Source organism: Acinetobacter sp. ANC 4805 (genome assembly GCF_022549495.1).
Lineage (GTDB): Bacteria > Pseudomonadota > Gammaproteobacteria > Pseudomonadales > Moraxellaceae > Acinetobacter.
In genome coordinates this window covers 1-17,053 of sequence record NZ_JAKZGD010000001.1, presented here as the reverse complement: position 1 = coordinate 17,053, position 17,053 = coordinate 1, and the positions used below count along the sequence as shown (strand labels likewise).

Annotated in this window: 14 protein-coding genes; 5 read left to right on the top strand and 9 right to left on the bottom strand. The window is 40.3% G+C overall.

The window, feature by feature from the left end; all coding sequences use genetic code 11:
* The first annotated feature begins 12 nt into the window (after positions 1 to 12).
* Both ppc and MMP60_RS00065 read left to right on the top strand, forming a co-directional pair.
* Entirely contained in the window at positions 13 to 2,694 is a 2,682-nt protein-coding gene (gene ppc, locus MMP60_RS00070) for a phosphoenolpyruvate carboxylase (protein WP_241334424.1), read from the top strand.
* 294 nt (positions 2,695 to 2,988) lie between these two features.
* Entirely contained in the window at positions 2,989 to 4,284 is a 1,296-nt protein-coding gene (locus MMP60_RS00065; RefSeq protein ID WP_018678778.1) for a solute carrier family 23 protein, read from the top strand.
* A 45-nt stretch (positions 4,285 to 4,329) separates the two neighbouring features.
* Here the strand turns inward: MMP60_RS00065 and MMP60_RS00060 are convergent, their stop codons facing one another.
* From MMP60_RS00060 to ilvD, 3 genes are all read right to left on the bottom strand, one after another.
* A complete protein-coding gene (locus MMP60_RS00060; protein WP_241334423.1) occupies positions 4,330 to 4,737 on the bottom strand; it encodes a DUF4259 domain-containing protein in 408 nt (135 codons plus the stop codon).
* A gap of 66 nt (positions 4,738 to 4,803) precedes the next feature.
* Complete coding sequence (locus tag MMP60_RS00055) at positions 4,804 to 6,090, bottom strand: hypothetical protein (protein WP_241334422.1); 1,287 nt, start codon at positions 6,088 to 6,090, stop codon at positions 4,804 to 4,806.
* Positions 6,091 to 6,254: 164 nt separating this feature from the next.
* On the bottom strand, positions 6,255 to 8,084 hold the full coding sequence (gene ilvD, locus MMP60_RS00050) for a dihydroxy-acid dehydratase (RefSeq protein WP_241334421.1): 1,830 nt from the start codon (positions 8,082 to 8,084) through the stop codon (positions 6,255 to 6,257).
* A gap of 608 nt (positions 8,085 to 8,692) precedes the next feature.
* Between ilvD and fmt the strand changes: the two genes are divergently transcribed.
* Together fmt and rsmB are read left to right on the top strand one after the other, a co-directional pair.
* Positions 8,693 to 9,655 carry a methionyl-tRNA formyltransferase gene (gene fmt / locus MMP60_RS00045; RefSeq protein ID WP_241334420.1) on the top strand — a complete coding sequence of 321 codons (963 nt, stop codon included), beginning with the start codon at positions 8,693 to 8,695 and terminating at the stop codon, positions 9,653 to 9,655.
* On the top strand, positions 9,652 to 10,941 hold the full coding sequence (gene rsmB, locus MMP60_RS00040; protein WP_241334419.1) for a 16S rRNA (cytosine(967)-C(5))-methyltransferase RsmB: 1,290 nt from the start codon (positions 9,652 to 9,654) through the stop codon (positions 10,939 to 10,941). Before fmt ends, rsmB begins: the two co-directional genes overlap by 4 nt.
* 41 nt (positions 10,942 to 10,982) lie before the next feature.
* On the opposite strand, the gene MMP60_RS00035 is transcribed toward rsmB, so the two are convergent.
* From MMP60_RS00035 to MMP60_RS00020, 4 genes are all read right to left on the bottom strand, one after another.
* Positions 10,983 to 11,126, bottom strand: a complete 144-nt coding sequence (locus MMP60_RS00035; protein ID WP_241334418.1) for a methionine/alanine import family NSS transporter small subunit — start codon at positions 11,124 to 11,126, stop codon at positions 10,983 to 10,985.
* Positions 11,127 to 11,136: 10 nt separating this feature from the next.
* The gene (locus MMP60_RS00030; protein ID WP_241334417.1) at positions 11,137 to 12,615 is read right to left on the bottom strand and encodes a sodium-dependent transporter; all 1,479 of its coding nucleotides are present in this window, start codon (positions 12,613 to 12,615) and stop codon (positions 11,137 to 11,139) included.
* A 368-nt stretch (positions 12,616 to 12,983) separates the two neighbouring features.
* Positions 12,984 to 13,553: a DUF1287 domain-containing protein gene (locus MMP60_RS00025; RefSeq protein WP_241334817.1), complete on the bottom strand. Its 570-nt coding sequence runs from the start codon at positions 13,551 to 13,553 to the stop codon at positions 12,984 to 12,986.
* Positions 13,553 to 15,001 (bottom strand): aldehyde dehydrogenase family protein, encoded by a 1,449-nt coding sequence (locus MMP60_RS00020; protein ID WP_241334416.1) that lies wholly within the window; start codon positions 14,999 to 15,001, stop codon positions 13,553 to 13,555. Before MMP60_RS00020 ends, MMP60_RS00025 begins: the two co-directional genes overlap by 1 nt.
* A 132-nt stretch (positions 15,002 to 15,133) precedes the next feature.
* Between MMP60_RS00020 and MMP60_RS00015 the strand changes: the two genes are divergently transcribed.
* Entirely contained in the window at positions 15,134 to 15,829 is a 696-nt protein-coding gene (locus MMP60_RS00015; protein WP_241334415.1) for a TIGR04219 family outer membrane beta-barrel protein, read from the top strand.
* A gap of 293 nt (positions 15,830 to 16,122) precedes the next feature.
* Here the strand turns inward: MMP60_RS00015 and MMP60_RS00010 are convergent, their stop codons facing one another.
* Both MMP60_RS00010 and MMP60_RS00005 read right to left on the bottom strand, forming a co-directional pair.
* The gene (locus tag MMP60_RS00010) at positions 16,123 to 16,434 is read right to left on the bottom strand and encodes an ankyrin repeat domain-containing protein (protein ID WP_241334414.1); all 312 of its coding nucleotides are present in this window, start codon (positions 16,432 to 16,434) and stop codon (positions 16,123 to 16,125) included.
* A gap of 27 nt (positions 16,435 to 16,461) precedes the next feature.
* Positions 16,462 to 16,902: a hypothetical protein gene (locus tag MMP60_RS00005; RefSeq protein WP_241334413.1), complete on the bottom strand. Its 441-nt coding sequence runs from the start codon at positions 16,900 to 16,902 to the stop codon at positions 16,462 to 16,464.
* Between the last annotated feature and the right edge of the window lie 151 nt (positions 16,903 to 17,053).

Here is a 17,053-nt window from a genome sequence, read left to right as displayed (position 1 = left end):
AGGAGAAATAGAATGATTCAACAAATCACAGCTCCATTACGTGAAGATGTCCGTTTATTGGGCAACTTACTCGGAGAGACCTTAAAGCAACATGCTGGGCAAGATTTGTTTAATCAAATTGAGCAAATCCGTGCATTAGCCAAAGGCGCTCGTGACGGTCAAATTGAAGCAGAAAAACAGCTAGAACAACTTTTTCTCGGCTTGAAAGATGAAGAAATTTTGCCACTGACCCGTGCATTTTCACATTTCCTTAATTTCGCCAATATCGCAGAACAATATCATGTGGTACGTAATCGTCGTCGGGCTGAGTTTGATGACCATACACCTAGTCCAAATCCTTTGTCACATTTATTTGAGAAATTCAAAACAGAACAGATCAGTCAACAACAACTCTTCCAGCAAATTTGTGATTTAAAAATTGAATTGGTACTGACAGCACATCCAACCGAAGTCAGCCGTCGTACCTTAATTCAAAAATATGATGATATTACAGACTGTCTCTCTCAACTCGATCAACAAAAACTCACCCCACGTGAGCGTCAACACACCCTTGCCACACTGAAACAATTGGTCAGCTCGGCATGGCAAACTGATGAAATTCGCCAACATCGTCCAACCCCTGTCGATGAAGCGAAATGGGGCTTTGCCACCATTGAACAAACCTTATGGAATGCTGTACCCAAGTTTATTCGTGAGTTGAATGAACTCACCCAACAACATTGTGAACAGCATTTGCCACTCAATATTGCACCCATTCGCTTTGCCTCATGGATGGGGGGTGACCGTGATGGTAATCCAAATGTGACCCATCAAGTGACCCAAGAAGTACTATGGTTATCGCGTTGGCAAGCTGCTGATTTATATCTGCGTGATATTGAAAATCTGCGTTGGGAACTGTCCATCCAGAGCTGCTCTGATGAACTCACTCAAGCACTCGGCTACGAACATCCTGAACCCTATCGTGAATATTTACGCGAAACCCGTGAACGCTTAAAAGCAACTCGTTATTGTTTGGGGCAACGCTTGCAAGGCTTAGAAGCCGATGATAGCCAGATCATTCGAAATAAAGATGAATTACTACAACCACTCTTGTTGTGCTATCGCTCACTGATCGACAGTAACTTAGCTGAAATCGCCAATGGGCAATTGCTCGATTTTATTTATCGTGTAAATTGTTTCGGGATTGAATTACTCAAACTCGACATTCGCCAAGAATCAGGACGACATCGTCAAGCCATTTCAGCCATTACCGAATATTTAGGTTTGGGTAACTTTGAATCGTGGACGGAGCAAGCCCGTCAGAACTTCCTCATTCAAGAACTACAAAGCAAACGTCCGTTATTACCTAAGTTTCTCAATGAACCAGAAGGCAGCTTGATTCAACATCCTGATGTTTTGGAAGTGTTTGCCACCATGCGCACTTTAGCAGAACAGCCTACCGAGAGCTTGGGTGCTTATATTATTTCGATGGCAGAATATCCGAGTGATGTCTTAGCTGTGCTGCTTTTGCAAAAAGAAGCAGGCATTCAGCATCCCCTTCGTGTCGTGCCATTATTTGAAACATTAAGGGATCTCGACGGCGCAGCCAAAACCATGAGTACCTTATTCAATATGCATTGGTACAAACAGCATATTCAAGGCAAACATGAGGTGATGATTGGCTATTCGGACTCTGCGAAAGATGCAGGCTTTATGTCGGCGAACTGGGCACAATACCGCGCTCAAGAAGAACTAACGGCGGTCGCCAAACAACATGACGTGCAATTAACGCTATTTCATGGTCGTGGGGGTTCGATCAGTCGTGGCGGTGCGCCCACACAACAAGCGCTATTCTCTCAACCACCAGGTTCGATTTCAGGTGCAATTCGTGTCACTGAACAAGGTGAAATGATTCGATTTAAATTTGGTTTAGAAGGCATCGCACTACAAAATTTGGAAATCTATACAGCGGCAACTTTAGAAGCTACGTTATTGCCCCCCCCAGAGCCAAAGAAACAATGGCGTGATTTGATGAATCAAATGACTGATTTATCGGTACAGGTCTATCGCCAAACTGTGCGTGAAAACCCCAATTTTGTTCGCTATTTACGTACCGTTACGCCTGAACTGGAGTTGCAAATGCTGCCACTGGGTTCACGTCCAGCCAAACGCAAAGTCAGTGGTGGAATTGAATCGTTACGTGCAATTCCGTGGGTATTTGCATGGACACAAATTCGCTTGATGCTGCCTGCTTGGCTCGGTACAGGCACTGCAATTAATCAGGTACATGAGCAGCACAAAAATACCTTAAATGAGATGCTCGAACAGTGGCCTTATTTCCAAACCTTAATTGATATGCTGGAAATGGTATTATCCAAATCCGATGCAGACATTGCATTATACTATGAATCTCATCTCACCCAAGATCAGGACTTAAAAGTTCTAGGGATTGAGCTACGCCAACGCTTGCAAAATGCCGTCGATACGTTGCTACGTCTCAAAGGTGAATCTAAACTTCTGAGTAATAATGAAGTATTGGATCAATCCATGCAGGTGCGTAAACCATATTTATTGCCTCTGCATTTATTACAGGCAGAGCTGATGAAACGCCGTCGTCTATATTTAGCCGAGCATCAAACCGAGCATAGCCCTGTCGATCATGCTTTAATGGTGAGTATTGCAGGGATTGCCGCAGGTTTGCGCAATACCGGCTAAATAAGAACCTTGCCATCAACATAAATCACAGATGTTGATGGCAAAATTGGCAAAATATTCCATTTTTCTAAAAAAATTAGAAAATATTTTTTTAAATAAGATAGTTAACTTTTCAAATAATTTAGAAAAAAATAAATAATAAATACGATAGTTTATTTTAAAATATATTTTACCAAAAGGTAAAAATATTAAACTTCAACGGATTATCTAACTACATTCTCAAAGATCAATAGATGAAAGCACATTTTAAGACAAGGTATTATACCCACTGATATCACATAATGAGTCTCATCTATGTCAAATTGGTTTCCAAAATGGCAGCCGTATCAGGGAAAGATTGATCATCGCCCTGTTGCGACAAACGAATATTTACCGCCCTTACAAAGTGCGGTATTAGGGGTACAACACGCATTTGCAATGTTTGGTGCCACTGTACTTGCACCACTCCTCATGGGTTTTAGCCCGAACCTTGCCATTTTAATGTCAGGGATTTGTACCATTATTTTCTTCTTGATCACAGGTGGACGTGTTCCAAGTTATTTAGGCTCAAGTTTTGCCTTTATTGGTGTCGTTGCAGCAGCGACAGGTCACGTTACAGGATCAGGTGCTAACCCAAATCTAGCCGTTGCGCTTGGGGGCATTGTTGCCTGTGGTATTTTTTATGCCTTGATCGGCTTTGCTGTAATGCTGACAGGAACACGCTGGATTGAAAAATTGATGCCACCTGTCGTCACAGGTGCTGTGGTGATGATTATTGGTCTCAACCTTGCACCCGTTACTATTAAAGGCGTTGCTGGACAGCCTTTTGAAATGTGGATGGCATTGATCACTGTTTTAAGTATGGGCATCATCGCCGTATTTACCAAAGGTCTATTACAGCGCTTGTTACTATTGGTCGGTCTATTGATGGCATATGCAATTTATGCGATCACCACTAATCTTTTAGGTTTTGGTAAACCGATTGATTTCTCACAAATCGCAGCCGCACCTTGGTTTGGTATCCCAACTTTTTCACACCCAACTTTTGATCTGAATGCAATTTTAATTATTGCACCTGTTGCCTTAATTTTAGTGGCTGAAAATTTAGGGCATATCAAAGCAGTCGGTGCAATGACAGGCGAAGATCTTACACCACAACTGGGTAAAGCTTTTGTTGCTGATGGTCTTGCAACGACTTTATCTGGAAGTGTAGGCGCACCAGGGATGACCACTTATGGTGAAAATATCGGGGTGATGGCAGTCACTCGGGTTTACTCAACCATTGTGTTTGTGATTGCAGGTGTGTTTGCAATTTTCTTGGGTCTGTCACCAAAATTTGGAGCCGTGATTAGTACAATTCCGACCGCCGTTTTGACGGGTGCTTCGATTGTGGTATTTGGTTTAATCACTATTGCAGGTGCTAAAATTTGGATCGAAAATAAAGTCGATTTCTCCAATAATAAAAACCTGATCGTGGCATCTGTGACTATTATTCTCGGTGCAGGTAACTTTGAATTATTGTTTGGTAGCTTTAACTTGGGTGGGATTGGAACCGCGACTTTTGCGGCAATTTTCTTAAACTTGTTATTCAGTTTAAAAGACAAAAACTAAAAAATGGAAGGCAGCTAAGGCTGCCTTTTTTATTCTTCGATGTACTTAATGAAGCGCATCTTTGAGCTGTTGGATACTGGCTAACCAAATCTCATAATCATCCGCTTCCTGCCATAAATCTTTTAATTCAGACTGATCAGACAAAACCAAAACAAGGACTTGCTGAGCTTGTAGTAATAAATCTGCGCTTGGTTTCAGTGAAACTGACTCAAGCCACTCATCTACTTTCTCAGTATAAACATCTGTTTGAGTACCATGACCCAGACTCTTGGCAAGCACTTCTATCGCAGCTAGAGCTTCCATCGCAATATCTGCATCAAGATATTCCTGCCCTTCATCCAATGCCGTCTGTAAAGTAGCTTCAATGACTGAAAAATCAATCGCATCTTCTAATTCGTAAGCCCAATCATTTGCCGTGTCATTCCCAAATGGTTCATGTGACCAAGTTCCCATCTTTATTTCCTATTTATTAGTTTTTTCAGGCAATTCCTATTCAAGCTTTTTATTGAGGAAAATCAACTATTCTTCACTCTCTTGTTTATATTTTTCTTCAAGTACATTACTAATGATACTTTCAATCATCCAAACCCGATACAAGCTATTAAATACATAACTTTGCCCATCTATGCGTAATTCCAGTACAGGGAAATCAGGCTGATGTTTTTGCTGGCACAAAGCATCATTTTGTTTAAGTAGAGCACCCACATCTTGTTCTGTTATTTGTTCGATCGCTAAACGCTTTTGCATCCGTTGAAAATGTGTTTTGAAAGAAAGATCTTTGCCACGCGTCCAAACACCCTCCAAAATCTCATGAATGCAATCAACCTGTTCTGCTTCTGTAGCACTATAAAATAGCTTCGCCATTTCATAAGTCGCTTCTTTCGTTGGGCGGCAAAATGGTGTAAATGCGACCTGTGTTCGTTTCGATACGCGTGTTGCCAAACTCCAATCGAACCAGTCACGCCCGTGATAACTTAATGGATAGACTTTCAACTGGATATTATAATAATTGGCAAGTTCTTCTCTGATATAAGCCAAGAGTAGCCAACTCATTGGATCTTCAAGTGCAATATACAAATCTAATTCTGGATGTAAGGCTTGTACTTCAGCCAGTGCCTCACCATCATTAATCAAATGCTCACGCCATTCGATATGATTGATCAGAAAAATTGGGTTTCCTGTCAGTAATTTTTGTTGTTTTAAACGACGTGTCAGACGTAATAAATCATCAACTGCTTGATATTTACGTTCGCCAAATTCGAAATAACTGGCTGCAACAGGTACATCTTTAAAGATACGTTCTGGATAATCTTGAGGGGCTTGACGTTGGCTTGCCATTGCATACAAAGTACGTAATTTGCCATATTGTTGTTGCCATAACATATGGAATACGTCTTCGAGTAAATGTAAAAAATTTTGTTCTCTTAAAGGCGTATTTCTTAGAATGATTTCTGCTTGTTGTAATGCTTCTGCACTGGGTATTTCAGGGGCTTCATCGAAACCAAAACGATGCTGCTTAGCGAGAATTTTGGCATCATTTAAACAATAGTTTTGCCAATCTTGTTTAGACATGCCATTCGGAGGTTCAGCACCCTGCCTTGAAATAATCACTTTTAAGGGTTTGAGTTCATCACTCAAGATTTCATTGAGCTGATCAAGCTGCTGTACTGCAAGATAACTATAAACATCGTCTAGACGCAGGTAAATGCTTAAACCCTGTTCCGTAGGTAACACCGCCTGACGGGAAGGTTTTTGATAGAACCAACTCGATCGGATGGGATCAAACCAACGACGTAGCAAAGACATGTCGATAGCCTCTAATGGTTATACGTTTATAAATGGATAAATTTTCTCTAACTTACATTCTAGTAAGTGAGCAAATAAGTATATTGAGTATCTTATAAAATTAGAAAAAAGTCCCTCTTTATCGTAATAAAGAGGGATGATCAACATGATTGCTTGGCGAAAGTTTACAAAACGCGTACTGCACCTTTCGCTGCACTGGTTGAATGCAATGCGTAAATCTTCAATGATTTAGAAACTTTGCGTTTACGTTCTTCTACAGGATGCCAACCTTTCGCTTCCTGAACAGTACGGCGATGTGCCATTGTCGCATCGTCAATATCAAGGTGAATGGTACGATTCGGAATATCGATTTGGATAGTATCACCATCTTCAACCAGACCAATTGCACCACCTTCCGCTGCTTCTGGAGACACGTGACCAATTGATAAACCTGAAGAACCACCAGAGAAGCGACCATCAGTAATCAATGCACAGTCCTTACCCAAACCTTTCGACTTCAAGTAACTGGTTGGATATAACATTTCTTGCATACCCGGCCCACCACGTGGACCTTCATAGCGAATCACAACAATATCGCCTGCAACGATTTTATGATCTAAAATCGCTTCAACTGCTGAATCTTGGCTTTCAAAAACGCGTGCTGTACCCGTAAATTTCAGGATAGACTCATCTACACCCGCAGTTTTCACGATACAGCCATCTAAAGCGATGTTACCGTAAAGTACTGCCAAGCCACCATCTTTAGAGAAGGCATGTTCAGCACTACGAATCACACCTTTCTCACGGTCACCATCTAAAGTTGAGTAATAACGGTTTTGTGAGAATGCCACTTGCGTTGGAATACCACCTGGTGATGAACGATAAAATTCATAAACGTCTGCATCTTCAGTACGGATAATATCCCACTTGTCTAAAGCATCTTTCAGCGTCGGTTCATGGACGGTTGGGCATGATGTCGTCAATAAATTAGCGCGATCTAGTTCACCTAAGATCGCCATAATACCGCCTGCGCGATGCACATCTTCCATATGTACGTCTTGTTTTGCTGGTGCAACTTTTGACAATACAGGAACTTGACGAGACAAACGGTCGATATCATCCATAGTGAAATCAACTTCTGCTTCGTGTGCAGCCGCCAGTAAATGCAATACTGTATTGGTTGAACCACCCATTGCAATATCAAGTGTCATCGCATTTTCAAAAGCGGCTTTGGTTGCAATTGAGCGTGGCAAAATACTGTCATCATTTTGTTCATAATAACGTTTCGCTAGTTCAACCACTAAGCGACCCGCTTTTAAGAATAATTTTTCACGATTGGCATGCGTTGCCACAATTGAACCATTACCTGGTAAAGATAGACCCAAAGCTTCAGTTAAACAGTTCATTGAGTTTGCTGTAAACATCCCTGAACATGAACCACACGTTGGGCAAGCTGAGCGTTCAAATGCTTCAACTTCTTCATCCGTGTAGCTTTCGTCTGCTGCAACCACCATGGCATCAACAAGGTCAATGGCTTTTTCATTACCACGGAACTTGACTTTACCTGCTTCCATTGGACCGCCTGACACAAATACCACAGGGATATTCAAGCGCATCGCAGCCATTAACATTCCCGGTGTGATCTTGTCACAGTTCGAGATACACACCATTGCATCAGCACAGTGTGCATTCACCATATATTCGACTGAATCGGCAATCAAATCACGTGATGGAAGTGAATACAGCATCCCATCATGACCCATTGCAATACCATCATCGACTGCAATGGTATTAAACTCCTTCGCAACACCGCCAGAAGCTTCAATTTCTCGTGCAACCAGCTGCCCTAAATCTTTAAGATGCACATGCCCCGGAACAAATTGGGTAAATGAATTGACCACCGCAATAATTGGTTTGCCAAAATCTTCATCTTTCATACCTGTCGCACGCCATAAACCGCGCGCGCCAGCCATATTTCTTCCATGTGTTGATGTTTTAGAACGATAATCAGGCATTTTTGATTCCCAACAAGTGTGTGCTCGAGAAGAATAGGAGATTCTCTCTGGCGAAATGATACTGAGCTGTTTCCATCATACTACAAGTCATCGTTTAACAGATGACCTACTTTCAGATCTTTTTAGCTCTGTTCCCTGTTGGCATACTGGATGAGACCTTCATTTCCTCAAGAAATTCTGGAATTTTCCGCTAAATAAAATGCTGAATACTAGACCAATGCATATGCTTCTAGTAATCGTGTGATCACGGTCGCCAACATCAAAAGCAGACTAATTACACTGCCCAAAGCCAATTCTTTACTTGTCATACATTCACCTATTTTTATTGAAAAATCATTATTTTGCTTAGTGCACTTAAATAAGAATATGGCTGCTATAAATAATCGTCCCAAAGCCATAATTCAAATACTGTTGTTGCAGTAGACGTGACTCGCAAAAACCTTTTTTCGCGCGACGCAAAGCGCTTGAATCGAATTATACATAAAAATGTTCATTTTGCACATTTTTTATGTAATCTGCGTATCCTTTCTCAATTTCGACTGACCTTTTCAGTTTAGGACTTTGATATAATCAAAAACGGATTGATTTATTTTGAAGAGCTGACCCGATTGAAAATCATTTTTGCTGGTACGCCTGAATTTGCAGCAACTGCATTGGCGGCATTATTAAAAACATCACACCAGATTATTGCTGTTTATACTCAGCCTGACCGTAAAGCAGGACGTGGGCAAAAATTAACACCCTCTCCTGTAAAACAACTCGCAATTGAACACGGCTTACCTGTTTATCAACCTTTACATTTCAAAGCTTCTACTGAAGAAGGCTTAGCAGCTCAACAACAACTCGCTGCTTTAGGTGCAGATGTCATGGTCGTTGCTGCTTATGGTTTAATCTTGCCGCAAGCAGTGTTAGATACACCTAAATATGGCTGCTTAAATATTCACGGCTCTTTACTGCCTCGTTGGCGTGGTGCCGCACCCATCCAACGTGCCATTGCGACAGGTGATACTGAAACGGGTATTACCATCATGCAAATGGCGGCAGGTTTAGATACTGGCGATATGATGTATAAAACCTATTGCCCAATTACTGCTGAAGATACCTCTGCAACGCTGCATGATAAGCTTGCAGTTCAAGGCGCAGAAGCAATTTGTACCGTACTCGAATCTGAACAAAGCTTGCAGGATTTTATCGAAAAACGTGAAGTTCAAGATGAAGCTCTCACGGTTTATGCGCACAAACTCGTCAAAGCTGAAGCCCGCATTGATTGGACACAAAATGCGATTCAGATTGATCGCAATATTCGCGCTTTCAATCCTTGGCCTGTCGCTTTTATTCAGCTTGATGAAAACAATGCACTACGTGTTTGGAACTCGACACTTTCTGAACACAGCAAAACGGATGCTCAATTGGGCGAAATTATTGAGATTGATAAACAAGGCGTTCATGTGGCATGTGCTGAAAACACTTCCGTTTGCTTAACTAGTTTGCAATGGTCAGGTGGTAAAGCACTTAATCCCCTACAAATTGCACAAACTCAGAAATTACAGGTAGGGCAAATGCTGCTATGAATAAAAATCAATTAAACTTACGTGCCCAAGTAATCAAAACACTTTTAGCCGTTCAAAATGGGCAATCATTAGCTTCCGTTTTGAATCAACATATCAATATAGTTTCTGAACGTGACCGTGGCTTATATCACGAACTTACTTTAGGCTGTCTACGTCAGTGGTATTCTTTAAAAGCAATTACCTTACCATTGCTCACGAAACCATTAGACAATGAAGCACTAGAAAGTTGTTTATATCTTGGTTTATATCAAATTTTATGTACCCGTATTCCTGTACATGCTGCGATTTCTGAAACTGTAAATGCTGCTAAGCAACTTGGTTTCGAACCAATGAGTGGTTTGGTCAATGCCATTCTGCGTCGTGTTTCACGTGAAACATCTGAATTTCAAACCGCTTTGAATAATACGCATGGTTTACCAAGCTGGTTGTTCAAACGGCTTAAAAAGGATTGGCCTGATCAATTTGATGAAATCTGTCAAAATTTAAAACAAGTCGCACCACTGACCCTGCGCGTCAATGAACGCCAAGTTAGTCGTAACGAATATTTAGAGATTTTGGACGAAGAACAGATTGATGCTCGTCCTTGCACACTTTCAGATGTTGGTATTGTTCTGGAACAAACAGGCAATATTACCCATTTACCTGGTTTCGAAGAAGGTGGCTTTTCTGTTCAGGATGAACATGCACAATTGTGCGCGATGCTTCTACCCAATCTAGATGACCAAGTGGTTGTCGATGCATGTGCTGCACCAGGGGGTAAAACAGCACACATTCTTGAGCGCTTTAACCCGAAAAAACTGATTGCACTTGATCATGATGCCAAACGTTTATTGCGAGTTTCTGAAAATTTAGAACGCCTTGCCTTAGATCAAGATAATGTTGAGATTATTACCGCAGATGCCACCACTTGGCAGGCGCAAGAAACTGTGGACTGTATTGTGCTAGATGCACCCTGTTCTGCAACAGGCGTGATTCGTCGCCATCCAGATATTCGCTTGCTAAGACAATCGACTGATATCGCGCAAACGGCTGCCCTACAACAGCAAATTTTGCAAAACATGTGGCAGCAGCTTAAAGTTGGTGGCACTTTACTCTATATCACCTGTTCGATTCTAAAAACTGAGAATGAACAGCAAATGGTGGCATTCTTCGCCGAACATGCCAATGCAGAAGAAATCAAAATCAATGCAGATTGGGGTATTGAACAGACCTATGGTCGTCAATTATTGCCAACTGCACAATCTGGCGATGGTTTCTACTATTGTCAGATTAAGAAATTAGGCTAATAAAAAAGCAGGCTTTGAAGCCTGCTTTTTTTGAATCTATTTTAAAGCGTATGCTGATCTTTGACTTCTTCTAAAACGTCATCTAACTCTTCTGGATGTTTCATTAAGTGCAGAATCGACAAAGCAAGTCCGCCCCATAAAAACACCATTGAAATGATCATCATCACGATTGCTGAAGTATTCATAACTGCTCTCCTAGCGATCTTTCATTTTGCTGAGTACGACTGCAACGACAGCACAGAAAATCACACTGCCCCACCCAAAGATGCCTTGTAAACTCATGCTATACGTATCGTAACCATTTTTCACCAAGTTAAACACGGTCATACTCAATGTCGTTAATAGAATCAACGAAGTAATCACGGTTAAAGTGAAATCCCAACCTTTACCCAATTGAATCGTCGAAATACGGTTCACATGATCACGAAGTTCAATTAAAGCAGAACGCTTAAACCAAGCCACACTGATGATTGATAATAATGCACCACCAATAATGCCAATGTTATTGATAAAGTGATCCACAATATCAACCAGTTTAATCGCATTTACGCTTGAGAATAAGATGACTGAAACGAATGCACTACCACCACCAATGATGGTAACTGCTTTCTTACGGCTCCATTTTAACTTATCTTGCATCGCTGCAATCGGTACTTCCAAGATACTGACCATGGAAGAAATACCTGCGACAAAAAGCGAAGAGAAGAACAATAGACCGAATAAATCCGCACCTGCACCCAAGCTTGAAATGATTTTTGGAAATGCAATAAATGCTAAACCAATACCACCACTGACGACGTCTTGTACTTCTTTGCCTGCCGCATGTGCCATGAAGCCCAATGCTGCAAAAATACCAATACCCGCCAAGATTTCAGTTGAAGCATTGGCAAAACCAACGATCAGACCCGAACCTGTTAAGTTGGTTTTCGGCTTTAAATAAGAGGAATATGTCACCATGATTCCGAAGCCAACAGATAATGAGAAGAAAGTGTGCCCATAAGCGGCTAACCACACTTTATAGTCCATCATCGCAGACCAGTTCGGGGTGAAAAATGCATTTAAACCTTCAGCAGCTCCAGGTAAACGCAATGATTGAATCACCAAAACAGTGAACAGGACAAATAACAAAGGCATGAAAATCTTATTTGATAGTTCAACACCTTTTTTAACGCCACCATACAAAATCACTAAGGTCAGTGTCCAAATCCCGACAATTGGCCACAATAAATGGCTTACAAACTGAAAGTCGAAACCAGATGCTTTCGATGTCTGTAAGTAGGTATTAAAGAAGAAACTTTCTGGGTCACTTCCCCACGCCTGACCAATTGAGAAGTAAATATAGCTTCCTGCCCACGTGAGAACACTGGCATAGTACAAACCAATAATGATACACACACAGACTTGCCACCAACCCAGCGTTTCACCACCTTTAAATAAAGCACGATACGCTTTGGGAGGAGAACCCGTACTACGGTGTCCTGTCGCATAATCTAAAAATAATAAGGGTAAACCAGCCGTGATTAGTGCGAGTAAATACGGAATAAGAAACGCACCACCACCATTTTCATAGGCAACATAAGGAAAACGCCAAATATTACCTAAACCGACAGCCGAACCAACGGCTGCAATAATAAAACCAGATCGTGATGTCCAGTTTTCACGAGAATCTGTCATAAGACACCTAAATATATACACTGGCGTTTTTCATACTGCGTTAGGTTTTATTATCCAACAGACATGAAAAGTACCGTAAAAATCTTGTTTTGCTTGCATGAAATTTCAACCTTGTGGGCCTCTTATTTTCATGAACAAACAAGCAAAAACCAAACCATCTTCCTTAAAGATCAGATTGTGTTTTTCTGCTTTTTAATAGCCGAACAATACCTGTTTTTATTTCTTTTTACTGTAAATTATGCAGATAAATTCTGCCGTTCATCGCTAATTTCAACACAATTGATTATTTTTCAGCTCAATCGAAGAAGTGGCTTATAAATTTATCAATTGATAAAAATGTAAGCCACTTAATCACATTAAATAGGCATTTATTTTTTAATTCGATAATGCCCTGTAATCTTATACTGAAATAAAATATCCGACTCTTCAGTGCCACGACCAATATTATGTAAAATTAACGGTGTTTTCTGAAAGAAACTTTTTTTGTCAGAAACAATACCTATGTGCACTAATCCTTGCCCTAAATCCCAAGTCACAATATCCCCAATACGGTAATTTTGGTCAGTGACTTGATAGCCTTGTCGCTGAAAATAAGTCGCAATGTTGGGCACTCGGCGGTGATCAATATTTTTATCAGGTGCTTTGAGCCCCCATTTATTCGGGTAAACTTTGAAATGCTTACGCATATCTTCATGGATCTTTTGTTGTAGATCGATACCTTGTTGTCGGAGCGATCGTACGACCACATCTGTACATACTCCTTTAATCAGAGGAACATCCCCCATGGGATAACTTAAGCGCGTATACGCTGGATCATAATATTTGGTGACACCGATTTGTTTCTTCGCATCAGTTACAAGTTGCTGTGAGGAAAATGCCGCTACCGACATATTCCAGACCATACACACAGCCAGTAGAATAAGCCTCCACCCTTTCATCACGATATCTCTTTAATCACAAGCAAACGTTCTTCTTGCATATCCCGAATTGCAGAATGAATGCCTTCTCGACCTAAACCTGAGTCCTTTACACCACCATAAGGCATATTATCAACACGGAACGTGGGTACATCATTAATAATGACACCACCCACATGTAAATGATCCCATGCATACAGCATTTTATTCAGATTTTGCGTATACACACCTGCCTGTAAACCAAAACGACTTTGATTGATTGTGGTAATACCTTGCTCGAAATCCTTAAACTTTTCTAAAATTGCCACTGGGCCAAACGCTTCATCTTTATAAATTTCTAACTTGGCATCGACATCCTCTAACAAAGTAGGTTCAAACAAGATGCCTTGTAAACTCCCTCCTACTAGAACTTTTGCGCCCTTTTTCTCCGCCGTATCAATCCATTTCTTCAAGCGGATGGCTTCTGCCTCCTTAATCATCGGGCCTACTAACGTCGTGCTGAGAGTTGGATCATCTGCTTTAATTTTTTTCAGTTTTGCGATGAGCTTCTTTTTTACATCTGTAAAAAGATCTGCATGAACTAAAATCCGCTGTACACTGATACAGACCTGACCTGCATGCCCATAAGCGGCACTAATTAAACGATCAATTAATGCATCATCAATGACAGTATCGGCATCAATTAGAACTGCGGCATTACCGCCGAGTTCCAAAGTGACTTTCTTGCGACCTGCACGCGCTTTCATATCCCAACCCACTTGATCAGAACCTGTAAAGCTCAATAATTTAAAACGATCATCTGTCACCAGAATATCTGCTGCTTGCCGATCACAAGGCAACACTGACCATGAGCCTTTGGGTAAATCAGTTTCCGCCAAAACATTGGCAATCATTAATGCACTGATCGGTGTCAAACTCGCAGGTTTTAATACAAATGGACAACCTGCTGCAATCGCAGGGGCGATCTTATGTGCCACCAGATTTAAAGGGAAATTAAAGGGGCTAATCAGTGAAACTGCTCCAATCGGCACATGCTTAACCATCCCTCGGTAACGTGATGCTGCGGCTGTCACAGCTAAAGGCAACAGATGACCATCATCAAGTTGCGTTACCGCATCAGCAGCCAATTGAAAGGTATTAATCAAACGCTCCACTTCTGCACTGGCTGCACCTCGTGGCTTACCACCTTCAGCAATCAATATTTCTGTCAATTCTTCACGTAATTCATTAAAACGTTTAACGCAATGCAATAGAATTTTCTGTTTCTGAAATGGCTTAAGAGTCGCCATATCTACCTCAGCTTTAACTGAAGTAGAAATTGCTTTTTCCAACACTTTTTCATCTGCTAACGCAACTCGAGCATAGACCGTATTGCTATATTTATCATGAACTTCTAACCACTGACCTGTCGTTACTGCTTTCCCTGCAACATACAATGGATAATCCACAACATCGCATACATCAGTCATTATTCTTCATTCCATTCTCAAAATTTAAAATTAGACTACTGTATATTTTCTGAGATCACTATATGATTTGCCCAATCACTGATGAATTCACAACAATTCATTACGCTTTTTGATATGTATTAGGACAATCCAATGAAAATATTAAAAATATCAATCTTAGCTTTAGGGACAAGCCTGTGTGGTTTAGCACAAGCGGATATGATTGGTGTAAAAGGCGATCTTAGTTATTGGAATTACAACGGTGAAACCAATATGGCTGCACAAACATCTGCACCAGATCAGGACCTTGATCGTAAAGGTTCTGCACAGGTCTCTCTTGCATTTGAACACCCGATTCCATTGATTCCAAATGCAAAAATTCGCTATGTGAATTTAAAGTCACAGACAGAAAAAGAAGTCGCAGGACAACCAGTCTATGACTTGAATATCGACCATACCGATTTCATTTTATATTATGAAATTTTGGACAATGTGGTAAATGCTGATATTGGTCTAGGTGCAACCAGTTTAAATGGTGATGTGAAAACACTAGGCTTAAGCAAAACGGATATTGATAAAACCGTTCCTGTGATCTATGGATCAGCTGGAGTAAAACTGCCATTTACAGGTCTAAGTGCCAAAGGTGAATTGTTATATAGTAATTTTAATGATACCAAGATCACCGATGCTCAAGCCGAATTACAATATAACTTTATTGATAATCTATTGGTCGATGTGGGCTTGAAAGCTGGCTACCGTATCTTAGATATTAAATTAGATGACTACGAAAAAAATGATCTTAAATTTAATTTTAAAGGTCCTTATATCGGTTTAGATGTTCATTTCTAAATCCAGATGAAGTTAAAAAAACGGAATCTTTTGATTCCGTTTTTTATTATTTATGATTACATCGCTCAAAATTGCTGTAAGCCAAAACCTACAACTATCGCAGCGATAGGCGAATATCCCAACCTAAGATTTTCACCTATCATACAAATTATAGAGAGACAAGAAGTCTCATTGAGAATAAAAACATACACAGGACGTGGTCGTTAATAGGATATCAACGACATAAACTGAATATGAAGAAGTCCCGTCAGGATGATGGGGCTTCTTTTTTATCTGTCATTTTTATACACAACTCAAAGACTTTTTAAATACACAACCACATCGGTATTTTCTGCCATTTCAGCAAGCTGCAGCGCAGTGTATTCGCCTTTATAAGCAACATTTGCACCTTTACTCACAAGTAGCTTCACCACAGTTAAATTGTCATTCTCAGCAGCTGCTTGTAATGCACTATAGCCTTCGTCATCAGTTTGGTTTGGGTCTGTACCAGCCAATAATAATTGTTCAACTTGTTCTACTTCACCCAGTGATGCCCAATAGACAAGCTCAGGAAGATGCAGTTCGTCATCATCTTCAGGGAGTAGAGAGAAAGAATTGAGTTTCATATAGCTAACCTTTTATCACAATATAATTTATGAACTAATATTTTTCGAGCAAAAATCATAGTCTGGGTTAATTTCATCTTTTGCTAAATTTGGATCTTTAGCTAAGCGAATTTCGTTATTTAATAATAAACTTGGACTAATATTTTTAATTATCAAAATACTATCCACTTTACTTAAAAGTAGTTTACCTAATATGACTTGTTTTCCGCTTATATGATCCCATACCTCAACTTCAGCTTTATTAGAATTAAAAAAGTTTACGTTACCTCTTAATTGTGCATATTTTAGGAAAGGCAGTTCTTTACAAATATAAGGGCTAACAATAGTACCACTAATTCCCCCTTGATTAGGCCATATTATAATTTCCACACTTACGCTACTCAACTCCATTGTCTCAAAATCTAAATAGCCTTCAGGATTCGATATATATTTTCCTTCCCATTCTTTATCTTCGCTTTTCCAAGTCATAAAAGCAGTTTTAGTTTTTTCAAATTCAATAGGAATTTTTCTTAAACTTTCTAAAATAGATCTCTTGCGAAAGTTAATTTTGACTCATCCAGTTAATCAGCCCAGCAATTAAATTCATCCTTAAACCAAATCGTTTTCTTCTGTTTCGATA